Genomic DNA, 18,044 nt, shown 5'->3' on the forward strand with positions numbered 1-18,044 from the left:
TCATGAACATAGACTGCAACTGTTAGAATGTGTTTATAATTACATAACAGAAGTGTTATGTGGGTGGGGGCGTGTATGAAAAGAGATTGGCGTGCTAAAAGGCGAACAGCTGGGAGGAAGAGGCGCATTCGTATAAAGGCGAATGCGCCTGGGAGCGGATTTACTCTTTGGGGAGACGAATACGTTCTTCTTTTTTTCGCTTCGGGTTGGCGCGATAGAGTATCAGGGTTTTACCGATGATCTGAACAAGGCTGCTACCGGTTGCTTCAGAGAGCGCGATGCCAGCTGCATCTTTTTCTACACCGCTGTTTTTACCAAGTTTGACCTTGATTAGCTCTCGGCGCAGCAATTCCTGATCGGTTGCTTCTATCAGTTTTTCACTCAAGCCTTCCTTGCCAACCTGAATAAGAGCCGAAAGGTCGTGGGCCAGCCCTTTCAAAAATTTCTTCTGTCGACTGGTAAGCACCAGCATATTGTCCTGTTGTTCTTCTGTCATAATATCCTTGTAATACAAAAATGTGGTGTTGGTCTGTCTGTAAGCAGCTGGTTTTAATTGAAAAGATTTTTGAAGATCTCGTATCCGCCGACCCAGGTACCGATGGCAGAGCCGAACCCGGTGAAGAAAAAAACGAGAAATACGCGCAGCAGTTTGTTTTTCCACCAGCCGGTAAATGAAGAGATATCTACACCAACCGATTCAAATTCACGAACAACCGGAGGGGCCTTCATGACTTGGATAAACGCTGTCACATAACCTGCACCAATAACAGGTGTGAGGCTGGTGATGGGTGCAGCCGTAAATGCGCCGATGGTGGTGAAAGGATGAGCAAGAGCCAGCAAGGCACCGATGGCGGCGGGAATACCGTTGGCAAGGATCCAGAAGAGCAGGTTCGCCCCTGCGACATCGGCTCCCTTGGTGATGCCGATAATGGCAAGAGACGCAAGGATCATAAAGGGAATTGACCAGCCGACGACTTTCCAGCTTTTCGACACTGGGGGGATCGTACTGATCTCCGTTAACCGGTCACGTTGGTCGATACCAAAGGCTTTTGTAATTCCTTCCACATGACCGGCACCTACTATTGCAACGACCCTTTGCCCTGGAGCTTCCTTAATTTTTTCAGCCAGGTAGACATCACGCTCGTCTATCAGTACGCGTTTCAATTCTGGGAAAGACTGCCCCATTTCTTCCATCAGACCTGCAAGGACATCTTTCTTTTTCATATCCTCAAGTTTTTCGGAGCTGATTTCTTCGGAATCAAAGACGCTCGCCAGAAGCGAGCTGAGAAGATACCCTTTTCGAAAAAACGAGGTCGATTTCCAGGCGCGTCGCAGAGTAATCCGTACGTCACGGTCGCAGAGTGAAATCGGGATGTTGTGACTATTCGCGGCCTCTGCACCAGCCATCAGTTCGGCACCGGGCTTGACGCCCAGCTGGCCGCCAAGTTTTTTCTGAAATGAACTCATCAAGAGGCTCACAAGCAGGGTCGAGAGCTGCTTGTTGCGGATAATCTGCCTGAGATCGAGAGCTTGCCAGTTCTCTTTCTGTAACAGGGCTTGATAGCGGTTGGCATCAAGTTCGAGACAGACCCGGTCCGGTTGTTCTTCAGTGATAACCTGCTGTACCAGATCTACTGATTCCTGGGAGATATGAGCCGTGCCGATAAGGAGGATCTGCTTCTCAACAAGCTCAATATAATGCACATCCGGACCATGGTCGCCGGCCGGAAAAGATGGTGTTGTCATGGGACTGAAATAACTGTGAGAAAGGATGGTGCGGATGACCCGCTCTGGAAATCTGGATATTTACGATAACTGCCGGAGAATTACACTCTCCAGCAGTTATCCAAGAAGATACATCCTGTCGGGAAAAATGCAAGCTTTGCTGTGCTTGATCAGTGTGTAAGGCGGCTTTACACTTTCTTCATTTTCAACTGGCTGCCAGGTTTGAGATGGTCGGAAGAAAGGTTGTTCCACTCTTTGATCTGTTTGGTGGAGACATTGAATTTGCGAGAAATAGTCCAAAGAGAGTCGCCGCTTCTGACCTGATACATGTCGTAAGGATCAGCAGGGGACTCAATTTTTAAACCATTGGAATTCTTTTTTGGTGTGAACTTTGGGGAAATTTTGGCTGCGAGAGCTAATGTTGCATCCCTGTCGCTTAGCAGATGTGAGGGCGATGCCGTTCTAGCTGTGCTGCTGCCACTTTTTATCAATTTGGTAGTGGATGCCAGAATCTGGGTGGTTCCACCTTTTTTCTGAAGTGCTATGTCTTTGTTAGCTGTTTTGCCAGCCCCTTCGACATAGAGGGCAAGCTGTTGTCCGGCTCTGATATGCTTGGCATTTTTCAAGCCGTTCCAGGCCATGATCAGTTCCGCAGGGACATGATATTTTCGTGAGATTGCTGAAACCGTTTCTCCTTTCTTGATACGATGGAGAATGAGGTTTTCCTTGTAGCTGGCCAGCATGGCCTGGCTGCCTTCAGGGAGCAGCTGGTACTTAACAGTGGTGAATGGGATACGCAGATTTGTCCCCGGTTTAAGACGTGACGATCGGAGATTATTCACCTTCAGGAGGGTGGTGGTGTTGATGTCATATTTTTTGCAAATTAGAGCCAGCGTTTCCCCTTTTCTGATAACATGGGTTTTGAAATCTGTACTGGCATAGGTATGCAACCTCTTTAAGTTGTGTGAGGCGATTTCTTTGGTGCCTGGTGGGATCTTCACCGCATAGCTGCTCTGGTTGGCGGGAGTTTTTCCTGTGCGGAGTTCTGCATTCAGTTCTTTGATGGTATCAGTATCGGTTCCGGCAATGATGGAAACTGCATCGAGGCTTAACCCAGGCCCCACCGAAATGGTGTCAAATTCGAGAGGTTTTTCCAGTGCAACCTTGTCAAAACCAAACTTTTCAGGCTGTCTTGCAATAATGATGGCGGCGATAAGCTTTGGGACATAGCGTTTGGTTTCAAGGGGCAGGAAGTCGGTCTTGGCCAGATCCCAGAAATTGTCGACCTGATATTTATCCATGCCGCTTTTAATTTTTCCTGGACCACAATTGTATGCTGCAACAGCCAGATGCCAATCGCCAAAATCACGATAAAGATCACCTAAAAAATTGGCGGCAGCGACAGTTGATTTTTCGGCATCGCGGCGCTCATCGAGATATTTGTCAATGGTGAGATTGTACATCTTGCCAGTGGAGCTAATGAACTGCCAGAGGCCAACGGCGTTGGCATGGGATAATGCTCGCTGGCTGTACCCACTCTCGATCATAGAGAGATAGATGAGATCATTTGGAAGTCCTGATTTGTCCAATTGTGCTTCCATGATAGACTGGTAACGACCGGAACGGTTCAGCCATTTCTGGAAAGTTTTGTGTTGTTTATTCTGGAAAAGATCAAGGTATGCGGCGACCTGTTTATTGAGAATAACCGGAAAGTCGTAGGGACTCGGCTTGGAAGGATCGCCATTTATAAAGACAGTCCCCCTGTCGCCCCAGTCACCGGTGCGGCTCAGAGCCTCCAGTTCCTGGTCGAGGGTGAGGTCCGCCTCAGTTTGAACCAATTGTAGTGCTGGGTCATCGGAGTCCTGCAGTTCGCCATCTACGGAAACTCCCTGCAGATCATGCAGAAAGCCATGCTGTGAGTTGTTGGCACAGCCGAAAAGGAAGAGACTGGTTCCGAGTATGGTCAGCAGGGAGAATCGTTGTATATAGGTTTTGAGCATAAGTTGGATGAAATAACGCTATGGTGAAGCCGGGTGGAGAATTGCTCTGGGGTGGAAAGACACCAGTATTCTCAGGACGCACGCGGCAGGTGAACATGTAAATAACTGAATTGCCGGTTTTCAGGGTGGATCTTGACGAAAATATCCTGTTTTGACCTGGAAAAGGGTATTGAGTTACCCGAGATAACCTAGTACATTCAGTGCTGTTTTTTGCCGAAATAGCGGCACATTGCTGCATATTTAAAACCTAAGTTGCCGAGAAATGCAACAATAATACGACTGGCTCTCACTATCCCGGTCTTCCCTCGCCCCATTGATGTCCATATCTGCCTCATGCTGCAGATACAAAATTATGATCAAAAAGTTCTTATTTTTTCTGATATTTCTATGTTTTGCTGCTGTTACAGCTGCCGGATTCGGTGCGTATGCCTTGTACTACCTCATCGTGCTGCATCCAGGTCCGGAGATAGAGGCTCATAATATCCAAGCGATACTCGGCCAGGAAAGCCCTGTTTTTTACAATGACAACACCACCAAGCTGGGGGTCTTTTTCGACGAGGCTCATCGGCAGTATGTCAAATACGCCGATATTCCGGTCGAATTTGTCAACGCGCTGGTCGCTGCCGAGGACAACCAGTTCTTTAGCCATTTTGGTTTTGACATCCTGGGAATCGGCAGGGCCATGGTGAAGAATATTGAGGCAGGCAGAATTGTGCAGGGCGGAAGTACTCTGACTCAGCAGACCGCCAAGAACCTGTTTAAACGGTCTGAAAGATCGTTTAAAGAAAAACTGAAAGAACTGCTGTTCGCTCTGCGACTTGAGTATCACTACAGCAAGGAGGAAATTTTCGAGTTCTATGCCAATCAGTTTTATGTCAGCGGCAATGGCCATGGCCTCGGGGTTGCGGCTCGACATTATTTCGATAAAGAGGCCAGTGATTTAAATCTGGTCGAATGCGCCTTCATTGCCGGCTCTGTCAAGCGTCCGAATTACTACAATCCCTTTTTTCAAAAAAACGAAGAAGCTGTGCAATTGGCGAAAGTGCGGGCTAAAGAGCGGCTCAACTACGTCCTGGACAAGATGCTGGAACTCGGCATGATTGACCGTGATGTGTATGAAGAGGCGGTTGCTGCAGATATCGAGTTCAAGCAGGGCCAGGTTGGATATCAGCTTGACTATGTTATGGAGGTCGTAAAAGATGCGGTTTCTTCAGATGAGGTTTTAGCTGAACTGGAAAAGAACGGTATCGACAACATCTCCACTTCAGGGGTACGGATAATTACCACCGTGGATAAAATCGTGCAGGATCAAGCTGTCTACGCTTTGCGCCATGATCTTTCCCGGCTTGATACCGAGCTGAAAGGTTATGAGCATGATGAGGTGCAAAGCGAGTATGCTGCCATTACTTTTCCTGGCGATGAGAAGCTTGAACCCCGGGCCTTTTTGTTCGGCACGGTGCAGGAAGTAACCGGCAAGGGCAAGGAAACTCGTATAAACGTCGATTTTGGTAGTAAAATCGGTTCGGGTGTGATCGAAGGTGACAGTCTCATGCGGTTGGCTGAGGCTCGCGCAAAATGGCGGAAGAATAAATGGGCTAAGGCCGGAGCCAAGGAGTTGCAAAGTCTGGCTGAGCAGATCGTGTCCGGCGACCGCATCTGGGTGAGTGTCAAGGAAGTGGTGGAAGAGGGGAGCGCCCTGCTCGAGCTTGAGAAATACCCTGAAATCGAGGGTGGAGCCATCGTGGTTCAGGATGGAACGGTCAAGGCAATGGCTGGTGGCGTAGAAAACAGGTTCTTCAACCGCGCCATTCAGGCCAGGCGTACCATGGGGTCATCATTTAAACCATTTGTTTATGCAGCGGCATTACAGCTCGGGTGGAACAGCAGTGACCTCTTGAAAAACAGTCGCGATATGTTTGTCTACCACCGCCAGCCCTATTTCCCACGACCGGATCATAAAAGTCCGTTCAACGATGTCTCCATGAGTTGGGCTGGAACAAAATCTGAGAATGTGGCTTCGGTGTGGCTGGTTGCGCATCTTTGTGATCAACTGAATTCTGTGCAGTTTCGTGATTTGGCCGAACATCTTGATCTCACCCCACGGGTCGTCAATGGTGAAACGGAAGCATACCGGGCTTACAGGGCCAGGATTCGTGATGAGTACGGTATTCTCATTACCAATGATACGCTGAAAGAAGCGGCATTTCGCGCGGCTGTGCGGACAAGCGAAACAGATTTTATGTTTGAAGACCTGATGGACGACTACCGGTTTCTCCGATCGATCAATTATGGTCTTAACGTCGATCGCTACCGGAAAATGCTCGATCAGGAGGTTGCTAGCCTATCTGGATCTAGCGCCAACGAGCGAAACGAACTGCAGACACGCAAGAGCTTGCTGTACATGAATTATCTTGCTCTCAAAGCCATGCGACAACGGTTGAAGAGTTTTGCCGAATGGATTGACGGCTCAAGCTTTTTTACCGACCAGCAGGATGGTGGGCAGAACGTCTCGGGTGAGCTGTTTTACGACTACGAGACGGGCCGTTATGTCTTCCAGCCTGGCAGAGTGACCAACCCCAATCTGGAGGTCGTCTACCGGAGTCAGCTTGAGGAGCATCTGTATACCCTTTCCAGCTTTGAGCGTGAGCGGTTCTGGGGGAGCGTACAACTGTATGGCGTGGTCTCTGTTGCCGGCTTTGACCTGCTAAGTGAGCAGATAGAACAGGAATATCAACGCTTGGAGCGAGAACTACCCTACAGCTTTGATGTCCTCGCCGATGTCTCAGACTTCCGTATTTTTGCAGGATTGAAGTATCTCATTGCCCTGGCACGGGAGATGGGAATTGCCAGTGGCATGCAGCCGGTACTCTCGTTTCCGCTTGGTTCGAACGTCGTCAGCCTGCTCGAAACCACCAGGATGTATGAAGGGCTGGTAACCGGCATCGTGACTACCTATGGTAATGATCCTGAGAATAAGGATCGCGACAGCCTGCTTTTTATAGATCGTATTGAGTCTGCCGACGGGCAGATCCTCTATCAGCCTGAGCAGCAGGCAAAAACAGTTCTGGGCCCCAAAGCCCGAATTGCGGTCGGCCATATCCTTGAAAATGTCGTGAAATTCGGTACTGGCCGGCAAGCTGACAAAGGGGTCAAACTGTCCTCGGAGGAAGGCGGACCACTCGATAAGTTGAACATTTCGGTGCCGGTTCTTGGTAAGACCGGAACCGCCAATGACTATACGAATGCTGCCTTTTTGGGCTACCTGCCTGCGCCGGCTGAGGATGGCAGCGGCCTTGTACTACGTAACGGCTACGCGGTCGGTGTCTATGTCGGCTATGATGACAACGTGTCCATGCGAAAGTCAACCATCAAAATCAGCGGTGCAGCTGGTGCCTTACCGACCTGGATTGAGATCGTCAATACCTTGATCCGTGAAGATGATTTTGTCGGAAAACTTGACCCGGCAGAGATTTCTTTCAACGGCTTACAACTCAACCGTGATGATAAGGGCCAGCTTAATCTCATTGCCGATCAGGAGCAGGGGGGAATCGTCACTAGCCCGGCCAGGGAGGCAAGTTTGGGCAACCGGTATCAGCCATCCATTTTGACCTTTGGTACCCTCACGGCTGGCGGCGGCTTTACTCCAGATCGAAGCTATCAGCCATTCTGGCGTGCAGCTGAAGGACCGTAATATTAATAGAAATAGGAGAGGAGCTGATTTTCCACTTTGACTTGGCCGCAGGCTCTGCTTGTGGTAATATGCCCGCCAGCGTGTTGAATTTTCGCTCTGATAAAACTAACATCTTTCGCTCCATTATCTCTTTCCCATGCTTTCTTGCAGGATAGCAGACATCCCCAGGGAGCATCATTTCAATAAAAGACATATGAAAAAAGTTCTCTATATAACTGCTGTCGCCTGGTGCCTCCTGATGTTAAATGGCTGTGCTGAGGGACCCAAAAGGGTCTTGCCCAATGACGCTACCGGAGGTCTGAAACCAGGCCAGACGGATAAAAGTACGCAAACTGGTGTTGAAGGGCAGGGAACACGTTATCTCGATGCTACAGATGGCAAAGATCTCTCGCTTGCACAGATAGCGGCTGATAATGTTACCCCGCCACTTACCTATATCAACAGTCGGCTCTACGATTACGGGAAGAAGCTCGATCGCTATAAAGAGCTCGACCAACAATCGCTTACGGCTAACCTGAGTCCGGAAGAGACAGAGCAGATGGTTAACTGTTTCAAAGATCTCCGGCGGATAACGGATAGCTATACCACCGTTCAGGCATCGTTGCTTCAGGGGAGCGGAACACTCAGTGGTGCGGAGATGATGGCGCTGCAGAAGAGCGATATCGAATTTATTGAAAGTCCCTGCGGTAAAATGCTGGCTACTACCGACGAAGACGGACCGGTGTTCGGGCAACGCGGCAAGGCGACAGATCTTTCCCAGCTTGAGACGGTGATTGAACGGTATTCAGCCAACAAGCAGTACGAGGAGATCGTCCAGACCTGGCTGCAGGTGCCGGCCGAGCAAGTGGATCGCGTTGATCTCAACACACGGTTGAGGTACGCCAACGCCTTGATGTACCTGCACCAGGAGGATCAGGCGGCCAAGGTGTACGGGCAGATTGTTAATCAGATGTCCGCGTCCGAGGAGCAATCCACCGATCTCATTTCGCTCAGGAAAACACTTGCCGATCTCTATACCGCCAGCGGCAATTATCCGGCGGCAGAAGAGCAGTATAAGAAAATTTCGCAGGACTTTACTAACCTTACCGCCATTGATGAGTGGTCAAAGCTGCAACTATCCATCCTTGAACGCAGTGTGGCCGGAAGCCCTGAACTGACGGAATATTCAGGATTGTTGCGGAACTACCTTGGCTTTATTCCGGAAAAAGACGGGTATAAGGTTGTTTGGCAGGCTGAAGAGTTTTTGACCAATTATCCCTACTCCGCGGTTTCCTCTAATGTTGACCTGATCAAAAAACGGGCCCAGGAAAAAGCCGATGCCTGGATGAACGGTTTTATGGGCAAGGTGGATGAACTGGTAGCAGAAAAGAAATTCCAGGAAGCCATCCAACTGGTGGAGAACGCACCGGTTGACCTGATGGATGAGGAAAAACGTAACGCCCTCAAGGTGAAAAAAGAAGACTTCGTTCTGGCCGAAGCGGTGGAAAAAGAAACTTCAAAACTTGCCAACGTCCAGGAACTGCAGCAGAAATGGAACAGCGGTATGCTGCTGGTAAAAGGGGAGCGCTTTGATGAGGCGATCGCCGTTTTTACAGAAATGCTGGGCACCGAATATGGAACAAAAGCACAGGAAAAGATAGTCGAGGTTTCACAACTGGCAGCACGGGAAGAGCGCCGGAAGGCGGCAGATCTCTTTATCCGATACACCAAGACCACTGATGTCGAAGGCCAGAAAAAGCTTTTGATCGAGTCTCGTAAAATTTTAAAAGATATCCTGATCAAATATCCCGATGTTGATATTGCTGAGAAGGTGCGCGGCAATATTCAGCGGGTGGAGCAGGAGATGAACGCCATAGATCCGACGTTGCTTTCAAGGGTGGATATGGGTCTTGAAGCTCCTGCAAAGGAAGAAATTGATGTATTTGATACTGCTCAGGGCCGCCAACCAACACAGCCTTCAGCGTCGCAGCTGCCGATCCTGGTGCAGCCACCAAGTCAGTAAGACGTTCAATACAGATTGTTCATTTAAGACCCCCGAGGAAGTCTTTCCTCGGGGGCTTTCTTTTTATAGTCCATTTCCATTCCGGAACCACTTTCGTCTATACTGAAAACATACTTTCTGAGATTGATATCTCTTTGGTTGCTATCAGCGCCATGACTGCTGTTCTGACAGGTGGCAACAACTTCCAGTATGATGGAGAAGATATGGATGGAAAAACAACGCGAAGCCAGACGGATAAGCAACATACATTTGAGGCGCTCTTCAAAAAGCTGATGAACGAGATCCATGCAGCTTCGAGTCCAAACTCAATAATGGTGGGTTTACGAAATAAGATTTTAAAAGTCTATGATGTCGAAATGGCAACCATCTTCCTGGTCGATGCAAAAAAGAATCAGCTCGTATCCTAGGTACTGCTGCCAGGGGATGCGCTTTCAAAGATCAGGATGAGCATTAATAGGGAGAGTATCGTCGGTTTTGTAGCAGATACCAGGAAAACGCTCAATATCAATAATGTCTACGATAAAGAAGAGCTGTGTCAGATCCATCCGGGACTGACCTTTGACCGACGTTGGGATGAGAAGGGTGGACACCGGACCCGGCAGGTGCTGTCCACCCCGGTTGTTCATCAGAAGAACCTGATGGGGGTCATTCAGCTTATTAATAAGGTGAGTGGTGCGGATTTCGACAGCAGGGATGAAGAACGAATTGGTGAACTCGCCGAGACCCTCGGAATAGCGCTTTTCAACCATTACAAATCAGGTAAGAAAATACCTCTGCGCTATGAGGAACTGGTGCGAAGAGATATTATATCTGCTCAGGAAATGGAACGTGCAATGGTTATAGCAACTCAGCATGAGCGTGACAATCTGACCGGTTCTGCTTTCTATTCAGTAGCCTGTGAGCAGTTTAGGCGGAGTGAGGGATTTGGACTTCAGGGCTCCAATCAGCCGTTCAGGTGGAAAGTAAGCGGCCAGAGTGTCGTGCTGCGCTTCAAGCACAGGCAGGGCTTTGGCTGCGATCTTGCTGGCCTGGGGCTGAAGATCGCATTCAAGCTTGATGTAAACCCCGGCAGCCCGGATCAGGGCCTGCAATAAGAGTTTTGTTTCACCGGTTGCGTGATACCAGTCATGTTCAAGTACTTCATGCATCTCGAAAAAAAGCTCGAGATCCCAGAGCATAAAGCTGCGGAGAAAGGGATCGTCTATTTTGCCGGAAATGGATTCTATAGCCTTTCGGTACCGATGAAGACGTTCGTTGATGTATGCCACATAGATTTCAGCCGGTTCAGTGGCCAGGAACTGTTGGGCAACAGTCATTACAGGCTTTTCACTTCCTTCTTTCAGCGAGAGCGCAAGCGCGCTGGAAAGTTCATTTCTGATGTCGCGGCTCAACCGGTCAGTGAAGGGGTTGAAGCGAAGCTGGTTTTTCATCGTGATATCTTCCTTAAGGTGCTGGGGTTACAGCGTCTTGTTTTTCAACATAAAATACATGACTGGCACCGCCATACGACTGATCAAAAGCGAGGCGATCTCGCCGAACATAAGCGAAATGGCAAGCCCTTGAAATATCGGGTCGGCCAGAATAACCGAGGCCCCGACCACCACCGCCAGTGCTGTCAGCAGCATGGGACGGAAGCGGATGGCACCGGCATCAACAACTGCCTTGTCGAGTTGCTGGCCTTCTCGTACCCGCTGCTCGATGAAATCGACGAGGATGATGGAGTTTCGCACAACAATACCGGCACCGGCCATGAAACCGATCATTGAGGTAGCGGTAAAAAAGGCGCCAAAGCCCCAGTGCGCCGGTAGAATACCAATCAGCGAGAAGGGGATGGCAGCCATGACAACAAAAGGGGTAAGGTAGCTCTTGAACCAGCCTACCATCAGCATGTAGATCAGAATCATCACTACGCAGAAGGCAAGTCCCAGATCACGGAACACCTCAAGGGTGATGTGCCATTCGCCGTCCCATTTCATTGCGGGCTGTGACTCATCAAAGGGCTGGCTGAGGTTGTAAAGCTCGACCTTCCCTTCTGATCCGCCATAATCGGCAGCGTTAAGTTCCTTGAGGCGATTATTCATTTCAAAGATAGCATAGACCGGGCTTTCGACCGAACCGGCTACATCACCGGTCACATAAATGACTGGTTTAAGGTTCTTGCGATATATCGGTTGCTCGACCCTAATTTCACTGACGTTGACCAGCTCACGAAGGGGAATCATATATCCCGACCTGTTATTTTCTGGGCGCAGAGAGATGTTGAGGATATTGTCAATCCTGGCGCGATAAATGAGAGGGAGCTGCAGGACTATGTTGATCTCTTCCTTGTCGGTTGGCTGGTGGAAAAGATCAAAGGCGAGGCCGCCCATGCCGATCTCGATGGTGCGGGTGATCTGTTCTTCGGAGATACCGTTGATTGCAGCTTTTTCTTTATCCACTGTCAGCACGGTTTTGGTTCTGTCGTCCTCTCTGAACCAGTCGACATCGACCACCCCTTCGCTGGAGTGGAAAATATCTTTCACCGCATTTGCCAGTTGAACCCGCGCCTCATCACTTGGTCCGTAAATCTCTGCCACCAGGGTCTGCAATACTGGCGGACCGGGGGGGACTTCAGCAACGGCTACAGTGGCGCCATATTTTTCTGCGATGACGGCGACTTCCGGCCTGATACGACGGGCGATGTCATGGCTTTGCAGGTTACGAGCATTTTTCGGCAGCAGATTCACCTGGATATCGGCCATGGTTGGGCCTTTTCGCAGGAAATAATGGCGGACCAAACCATTGAAGTTGTAGGGTGAAGCCGTGCCAGCATAGATCTGGTAATTTACCACGGCGGGATCTTCCTGTACTATCTCCGCCATCTCCAAAGCGACCCGGGAGGTGTGTTCCAGGGTTGATCCTTCCGGCATGTTGAGTATGATCTGGAATTCGCTCTTATTGTCGAAAGGTAGCATCTTGACCTTGACCATGCCGAGGTAGACCATGGATGCAGCGCCGATGAGAAGAGCGGTTATGGTAAAAAAGAATAGCATCCTCCAGGCGGGGTGTGAGAGCAACGGGTCCATGACCAGATGGTAAATCCTGGTGAACCAGTCGTCAGGCATGCTCTCTTCATGGCTGCTTGTTCCATGGTCGTTTTTTCGCAAGAGGCGTGCTGCGGCCCAGGGGGTGACGGTAAAGGCGATAAGAAGAGAAAATACCATTGCCGCGGAAGAACCCACCGGAATCGGTCGCATGTAGGGCCCCATCAGTCCGCCCACAAAGGCCATTGGCAGGATGGCGGCGATGACAGCCCAGGTTGCGAGAATCGTGGGATTACCAACTTCACTCACCGCCTCGATGGCAACACTTACCCTTGATTTTTCTTTGTTCGCAGGCAGATGAAGATGGCGGACGATATTTTCAACGACCACAATGGCATCATCAACCAGAATACCGATGGAGAAGATGAGGGCAAATAGAGTTATCCGGTTGAGGGTGTAACCATAAAGATAAAAAATGAGAAGTGTGAGCGCCAGAGTTGACGGAATGGCTAGCATAACCACCATCGATTCCCGCCAGCCGAGAAAAAATAGAATCAGTATTGCGACACCAAAAACCGCGATACCCATGTGCAGCAGTAACTCATTGGATTTATCCGCTGCGGTTTCGCCGTAATCACGGGTGACGGTTACAGTAATATCTTCAGGGATAAGGGTGGGGCGCAGTGTTTCTATTTTCGCCAGCACCTCTTCCACCACTGACACTGCATTAGCACCTGGTCGTTTGGCGATTGACAGGGTAACGGCAGGCTCGGGTGCTGGCAATCCAGGTGCACCGAAAAGAACGTAATTGTTGGGTTCCTCTGGCCCGTCAATGATTGTGGCCACATCCTCAAGATAGACTGGGAGCCCACCATATACACCTACTACCACTCGTCCAAGCTCCTGTGCGCTGCCGAGAAACGTGCCCGTCTGCAGCAGGATTTCCTGGTTCATTGACTGCAGATTGCCGGAAAAAGACTGCAGATTCACCTGGCTGATATGCGGCGCCAGATCGGTGACGTTGAGATTTCGTGAGGCGAGCAACAACGGATCGAAAAGGACGCGTACCTGGCGTCTGGCACCACCGATAAGAGTGGTTTCGGCGACATTGGTGATACTCTTGATTGAGTCGTCTACCTGGGCGGCTAATCGTCGTAACGTCAGGTGGTCGTAGTTTCGACTGTGAAAGGTAAGGGCGAGGATTGGCACATCGTCGATGGTGTGTGGTTTGATCAGTGGCTTTGAGACCGAATGGGGGATACGATCGAAGTTGGTTGCAAGCTTCTGGTTGAGCCGGACGATCGAGGTCTCAAGATCTTCACCAACATAGAAACGGACCACCAGAAGGCTGTGGCCCGGCATCGATGTCGAATAGATGTATTCAACCCCAGGCAGCTCGTAGAGTAGTTTCTCCATTGGAATGGTCAACCGCTGTTCCACCTCTTTCGGAGTGGCTCCCGGCATGCTCACCATCACGTCAATCATGGGTACTTTTATCTGTGGCTCTTCTTCCCTTGGCAGCAAAACGATGGCAAGAAGGCCAAGCAGGATGGAAGCGAGAATGGCAAGTGGTGTCAGCCTCGAGTTGATAAAAGCCTGGGCCAGATGGCCGGCAAAACCTGGAGCATTTTGTTCTGTCATTGTTCTTCAGGAGGTAGTTGAAAATCGTTGGTTAAAGGACACTCTGGCTACTGGAAGGTGACTGGCTGGCCGTCTTTCAGCAGGTTCTGGCCTTCGACCACAACCCGTTCTCCCTGAGCGAGGCCTGAGAGCACCTCGAGAGTGTCGCCATAGCGACTGCCGGTGCGGACCAGACGCAAACGGGCGATATTCTCGTCGACAACAAACATCTGTTCCATCTGCCCGTGCATAACCAAAGCCTTGTTGGAAACAGTCAGAGTGTCAGTGTTTTTCCGAGTGAGAACAACTCGTGCAAATTGGCCGGGACGAAGATCGGAATGGGCTTGAATATCCAGTTTTACAGGTCCGCTACGAGTGGAGGGATTGGCGGTAGGTGCCACCTCCGTGACAGTACCTATGACTGTGAGGTTGGCGGAAGGGAGCCTTACGGACAACTGATCCCCTTGTTTCATATGGATGATCATTGCCTCGGGAATTTCGGTAAGAACCTGCAATTGTGTTTCATCTTCGATGTCGAGCAACGGTTTACCTGGAGTGGCCAAGTCGCCACGATTGGCCATCTTACGAGTTACTCTGCCGTCAAATGGCGCGGTGATGTGAGTGTAACCCTGCATGGTCTGGGCTTCTTCGTAGGCGGCCTCGGTAATGGTTAACGATTCTTCAAGGGATTTGACAGTTTCCGGGGTAGCAGCATTTTTGGCGAGCAGCTTCTTTTCCCGGTCCAGGTTGCGGCGGGCTTGTTGAAACTCCGCCTGCGCCCGGCGAAGGCGGGCGTCGATTTCACCGGCACTGATTTCAAGCAACACATCTCCTTTCCGCACTTCGGAACCAAGAACTACCGGCATGGTGGAGATGGTGCCGCTGACTTTTGTTGAGATCTCTGCCCGATTCTTTGAGGCCACCGTGCCAAGCACCTCAATTTGATTCGTCACGGGTGATAATTGCACCTCTGCCACCGTCACCTTTTGGATAGGCAGCTCGACTTTCGACCTGGCTTCAGGGTCTTCTGTCCGGCAGCCGAACAACAGGGAAAATAGTAGGGCAACTCCACAGGCTCGCCACAATGATTTCATCTTTACGTCTCCAGTTAGACAAGTTTTTCTCATAAAACATCACGAAGGGGATACGTACCCCTATGGAATTCATTCATAAACAACACAAAACGAATGTCTCAGGTACTAAAACTGTCCGGCTCCGGTGGCGCGCCGCAGATTGGCGATAGCTATCCTGTTCTCGGCCTTGGCACTTGCCCGTCGTGCCCGGGCATCGGTAAGGCGCATTTCCGTATCGATCAGGTCAGAGGCCAGGATAACACCCTCCTGAAACCTGGTTCGACTCAGCTTTGCGCTCTCTTCAGCCACCTCAACCATTTTAGCGGTGAGTTGAAGCCGCTCCAATGTCTGCATGTAATTGATCTCGGCTTGCTGCATTTCAAGGTCGAGGGCCAGATCGATTTTGGCCTGCATCGCCTGCATTTCAGCGAGGCGGGCTTGGGCCGCGGAGATTTCGGCTTCGGTCCGGTTGCCGTTGTAGAGGCTATAGTTGAGCCGTACGCCGGCCTGCCAGGAATCTCCGGATTCACCAAGCACAGTGCCGTATTCATACTGATAACGGGCATAACTGTCGATAACGGGTTTCTCAGTGCTCCGAGCTCCTGAGAGTGCAGCCTCGGCTGCGGAAATCTGGTCGCGTATGACCTCCAGTTCTTTTCGGGCGGCATGGGTGAACTGCTCCGGGACTTCCTGCTGCTCCACGATTTCCGGCAATGTGCCTTTGCCTTGCGAATGGAGACCGAGAAGGTTCCAGAATATCTTGCAGGCCAGATCAAAATCGTGGCGGCTGCGTATGCTGTTTTCCCGCTCCCGTGCCTGTTGCAGTTCAAGGTTGAGTATATCTTCCTTTAACAGGTCACCTTCCTCGTAACGGGCCCTGCCGACTGCAAGCGAAGCCTCGATGGAGGCGACTGCGGCATTTCGCACATCTACCATCTCTTCTGCCTGGCGAATGTTGTAGTAGCTGCGCACCACCTCATAGGCTAGTTGATGATGAACGGCGCCGAGTCGACTTTCTGCTGCCCGTTTTGTTGCGTCGGCTTGCTCAATTTCAGCCCTGGTCTTGCCGCCGTCATAGAGGCGATATTGGAGCATGGCCTGCAGTGCGAGACTGTCTGTTCGGCCAGGGTCATTGAAATCGATGGAGTTGTCGAAGGCACCTTGGTTGAGGATATTGCCAAACGAATACATTGGGTTATCGGTTTGGGAGTATTCGCTGCCGAGCGTTACAGTCGGTAGGGTGGCAGAAAGTGCGGCAGTGGCCATCGCCTGTGAGGAGGCGATCCGTTCCAAGGCAATATGGATTTCCGGATTGTTCGTCAGTGCATATTCGACTGCCTGAGCAAGACTCCACTCTCCCGGTATCTCAAGAGATAACGGTTGCGTCTCAGAGAAGGCTATGTAAGGTGTTGCTGGCAGTAAAAAGGCGAGCATGGTGAGGGCTCGAGCAGATTGATGAAATAATGAAAGCATAGTTATTTACATAAGATATTAAATTTAATTATTTGATTAAATAGAGTAAGTGGTATTTTAAATTCTGTCAAAGAAAAATCTCTATCTCTCATCCATGTACAACATATGTATTTAAATATACATAAAAAAAAGAGAGTGAAAAAATGCATCTATTCAGAAATAATGACAAATGTAATTATATTGTATGTTAGGCGAAATGGGTAGTGTTTTCGGTGAGGTATTTTTGAAGTTCGTCTACCAGTAATTGATTACTATCGACAAAGGTGGGTCCGCCAGACGTCAATCTTTTCCTCAAGTGAATATCTGGCATTGGCAGGGCTGGTAGAAATCAGGCGTTTGACGCGGATATGGTCGAGCAGCGTATCCAGGGAGGGGATGACATACCTTTTGAAGGTCTGTTCGGCTTTGGTGCCGTTGAAAAATATCTGCTCAATTGATGGATAGTAGGTCAGCAAGCTACGAAAATCATTAGATATAATGGAGCTATCATCGATATCGGTGTCGAGACTGGATGCTCTGGTGCAGGAAGCGATGACGTCCCAGAGGCCGATACGGTTGGCCAGGAGGATCTGAAGCCGTCGTTCGTAGTCGAGCTCAAAACTCGCACCAATGATTTGGCCCATGATATGCCAGAATCCGTTTCGAGGATGGGCATAATACTGCGTTTCAGATAAAGAGACCCGGCCGGGCATGCTACCAAGGATGAGGATGCGAGTCTGTTGATCAACAACCGGGGGAAAGCTTTGCAGAGTGTTCATAACAGCTTTGAAATTCTTATCTCACTTTGGGCCTTTAATTACTGGTAGGCCTGGTACCGTCTTCGGAGAAAGTCGAGTCGGTGGTCAATTTCCTCCTTTTCTTCCAGAACATTTTGAAAGCGACGCTCAAGGTCATAGTGATCATGCTTTAACTCTTCAATGGTTCGGTAAACCCTTCGACGTTGGTCTTTGGGAGTCGCATTGTCGAGCAGAATATGTTCATTTTGACGAATCTCATGTTCAATATCGGCAATGCGGCTGTCCATGGATTGAAGTTCGTTATTAAGGGAATTGCTTTTGACGGTGTGCTGATAGATTTCCCGTCCGCCGTCATATCCCTCAAGGAATCCGCTTTCCAGCTTTTCAGGGCAGATCCCGGAATATTGATAGCCTCCTTTGCCTTTGATGAATCCATTGCGCGGTGTGCAAAAGAGCAGCAAGCCGTTATCGTAGCCTTTCTGGTAGGTGTTGAAATCGGGTGCGATACCATATTCTGAACAGGCTTCTTGATGAGCACCGATTCGCTCGCGCGATTCGCCTTTGGCTCCATCTTCATAGCCAATGGTTAACCAGTCGCCGTTCAAACACTCATTTTTGCTTAAAGTGGCGCAACTGGAGAGGGAGCAAATAAGAAAAAGGCAAATGACTGGAGACTTCACGCCGTTACTCCAAAGTAGGA

Annotated in this window: 12 protein-coding genes and 1 pseudogene; 4 read left to right on the plus strand and 9 right to left on the minus strand. The window is 49.9% G+C overall.

The genetic code is table 11. The features are described from left to right. Positions 1-160: 160 nt before the first annotated feature. The 3 genes from yhbY to BUF15_RS12505 form a co-directional block, all read right to left on the minus strand. A complete protein-coding gene (yhbY, locus tag BUF15_RS12495; protein WP_200802378.1) occupies positions 161-496 on the minus strand; it encodes a ribosome assembly RNA-binding protein YhbY in 336 nt (111 codons plus the stop codon). A 53-nt stretch (positions 497-549) separates the two neighbouring features. Beyond that, entirely contained in the window at positions 550-1,746 is a 1,197-nt protein-coding gene (locus BUF15_RS12500) for a TraB/GumN family protein (protein ID WP_073613825.1), read from the minus strand. Positions 1,747-1,913: 167 nt separating this feature from the next. After that, positions 1,914-3,725: a LysM peptidoglycan-binding domain-containing protein gene (locus tag BUF15_RS12505; protein ID WP_073613826.1), complete on the minus strand. Its 1,812-nt coding sequence runs from the start codon at positions 3,723-3,725 to the stop codon at positions 1,914-1,916. 352 nt (positions 3,726-4,077) lie between these two features. Here BUF15_RS12505 and BUF15_RS12510 point away from each other — a divergent pair, with 352 nt between their 5' ends. From BUF15_RS12510 to BUF15_RS28340, 4 genes and pseudogenes are all read left to right on the plus strand, one after another. Beyond that, a complete protein-coding gene (locus BUF15_RS12510) occupies positions 4,078-7,416 on the plus strand; it encodes a transglycosylase domain-containing protein (RefSeq protein ID WP_073613827.1) in 3,339 nt (1,112 codons plus the stop codon). Between the two features lie 193 nt (positions 7,417-7,609). After that, positions 7,610-9,418: a hypothetical protein gene (locus tag BUF15_RS12515; protein ID WP_073613828.1), complete on the plus strand. Its 1,809-nt coding sequence runs from the start codon at positions 7,610-7,612 to the stop codon at positions 9,416-9,418. Positions 9,419-9,621: 203 nt separating this feature from the next. Beyond that, complete coding sequence (locus BUF15_RS26800; RefSeq protein WP_143170710.1) at positions 9,622-9,825, plus strand: hypothetical protein; 204 nt, start codon at positions 9,622-9,624, stop codon at positions 9,823-9,825. 36 nt (positions 9,826-9,861) lie between these two features. Continuing rightward, positions 9,862-10,098 (plus strand): annotated as a pseudogene (locus tag BUF15_RS28340) (hypothetical protein); the annotation flags it as partial. Positions 10,099-10,305: 207 nt separating this feature from the next. On the opposite strand, the gene BUF15_RS12530 reads toward BUF15_RS28340, so the two are convergent. The 6 genes from BUF15_RS12530 to BUF15_RS12555 form a co-directional block, all read right to left on the minus strand. Next, complete coding sequence (locus tag BUF15_RS12530; protein ID WP_073613831.1) at positions 10,306-10,848, minus strand: DUF309 domain-containing protein; 543 nt, start codon at positions 10,846-10,848, stop codon at positions 10,306-10,308. Between the two features lie 27 nt (positions 10,849-10,875). Next, on the minus strand, positions 10,876-14,082 hold the full coding sequence (locus tag BUF15_RS12535) for an efflux RND transporter permease subunit (protein WP_073613832.1): 3,207 nt from the start codon (positions 14,080-14,082) through the stop codon (positions 10,876-10,878). A 47-nt stretch (positions 14,083-14,129) separates the two neighbouring features. Further along, positions 14,130-15,155 (minus strand): efflux RND transporter periplasmic adaptor subunit, encoded by a 1,026-nt coding sequence (locus BUF15_RS12540; RefSeq protein WP_073613833.1) that lies wholly within the window; start codon positions 15,153-15,155, stop codon positions 14,130-14,132. Positions 15,156-15,260: 105 nt separating this feature from the next. Then, complete coding sequence (locus BUF15_RS12545) at positions 15,261-16,607, minus strand: TolC family protein (RefSeq protein WP_073613834.1); 1,347 nt, start codon at positions 16,605-16,607, stop codon at positions 15,261-15,263. 251 nt (positions 16,608-16,858) lie between these two features. Beyond that, on the minus strand, positions 16,859-17,365 hold the full coding sequence (locus BUF15_RS12550; protein WP_073613835.1) for a DNA-deoxyinosine glycosylase: 507 nt from the start codon (positions 17,363-17,365) through the stop codon (positions 16,859-16,861). A gap of 38 nt (positions 17,366-17,403) precedes the next feature. Beyond that, on the minus strand, positions 17,404-18,024 hold the full coding sequence (locus BUF15_RS12555) for a DUF2799 domain-containing protein (RefSeq protein ID WP_159441292.1): 621 nt from the start codon (positions 18,022-18,024) through the stop codon (positions 17,404-17,406). Between the last annotated feature and the right edge of the window lie 20 nt (positions 18,025-18,044).

The sequence above is a fragment of the Desulfopila aestuarii DSM 18488 genome (assembly GCF_900143695.1).
Classification (GTDB): Bacteria; Desulfobacterota; Desulfobulbia; order Desulfobulbales; family Desulfocapsaceae; genus Desulfopila; species Desulfopila aestuarii.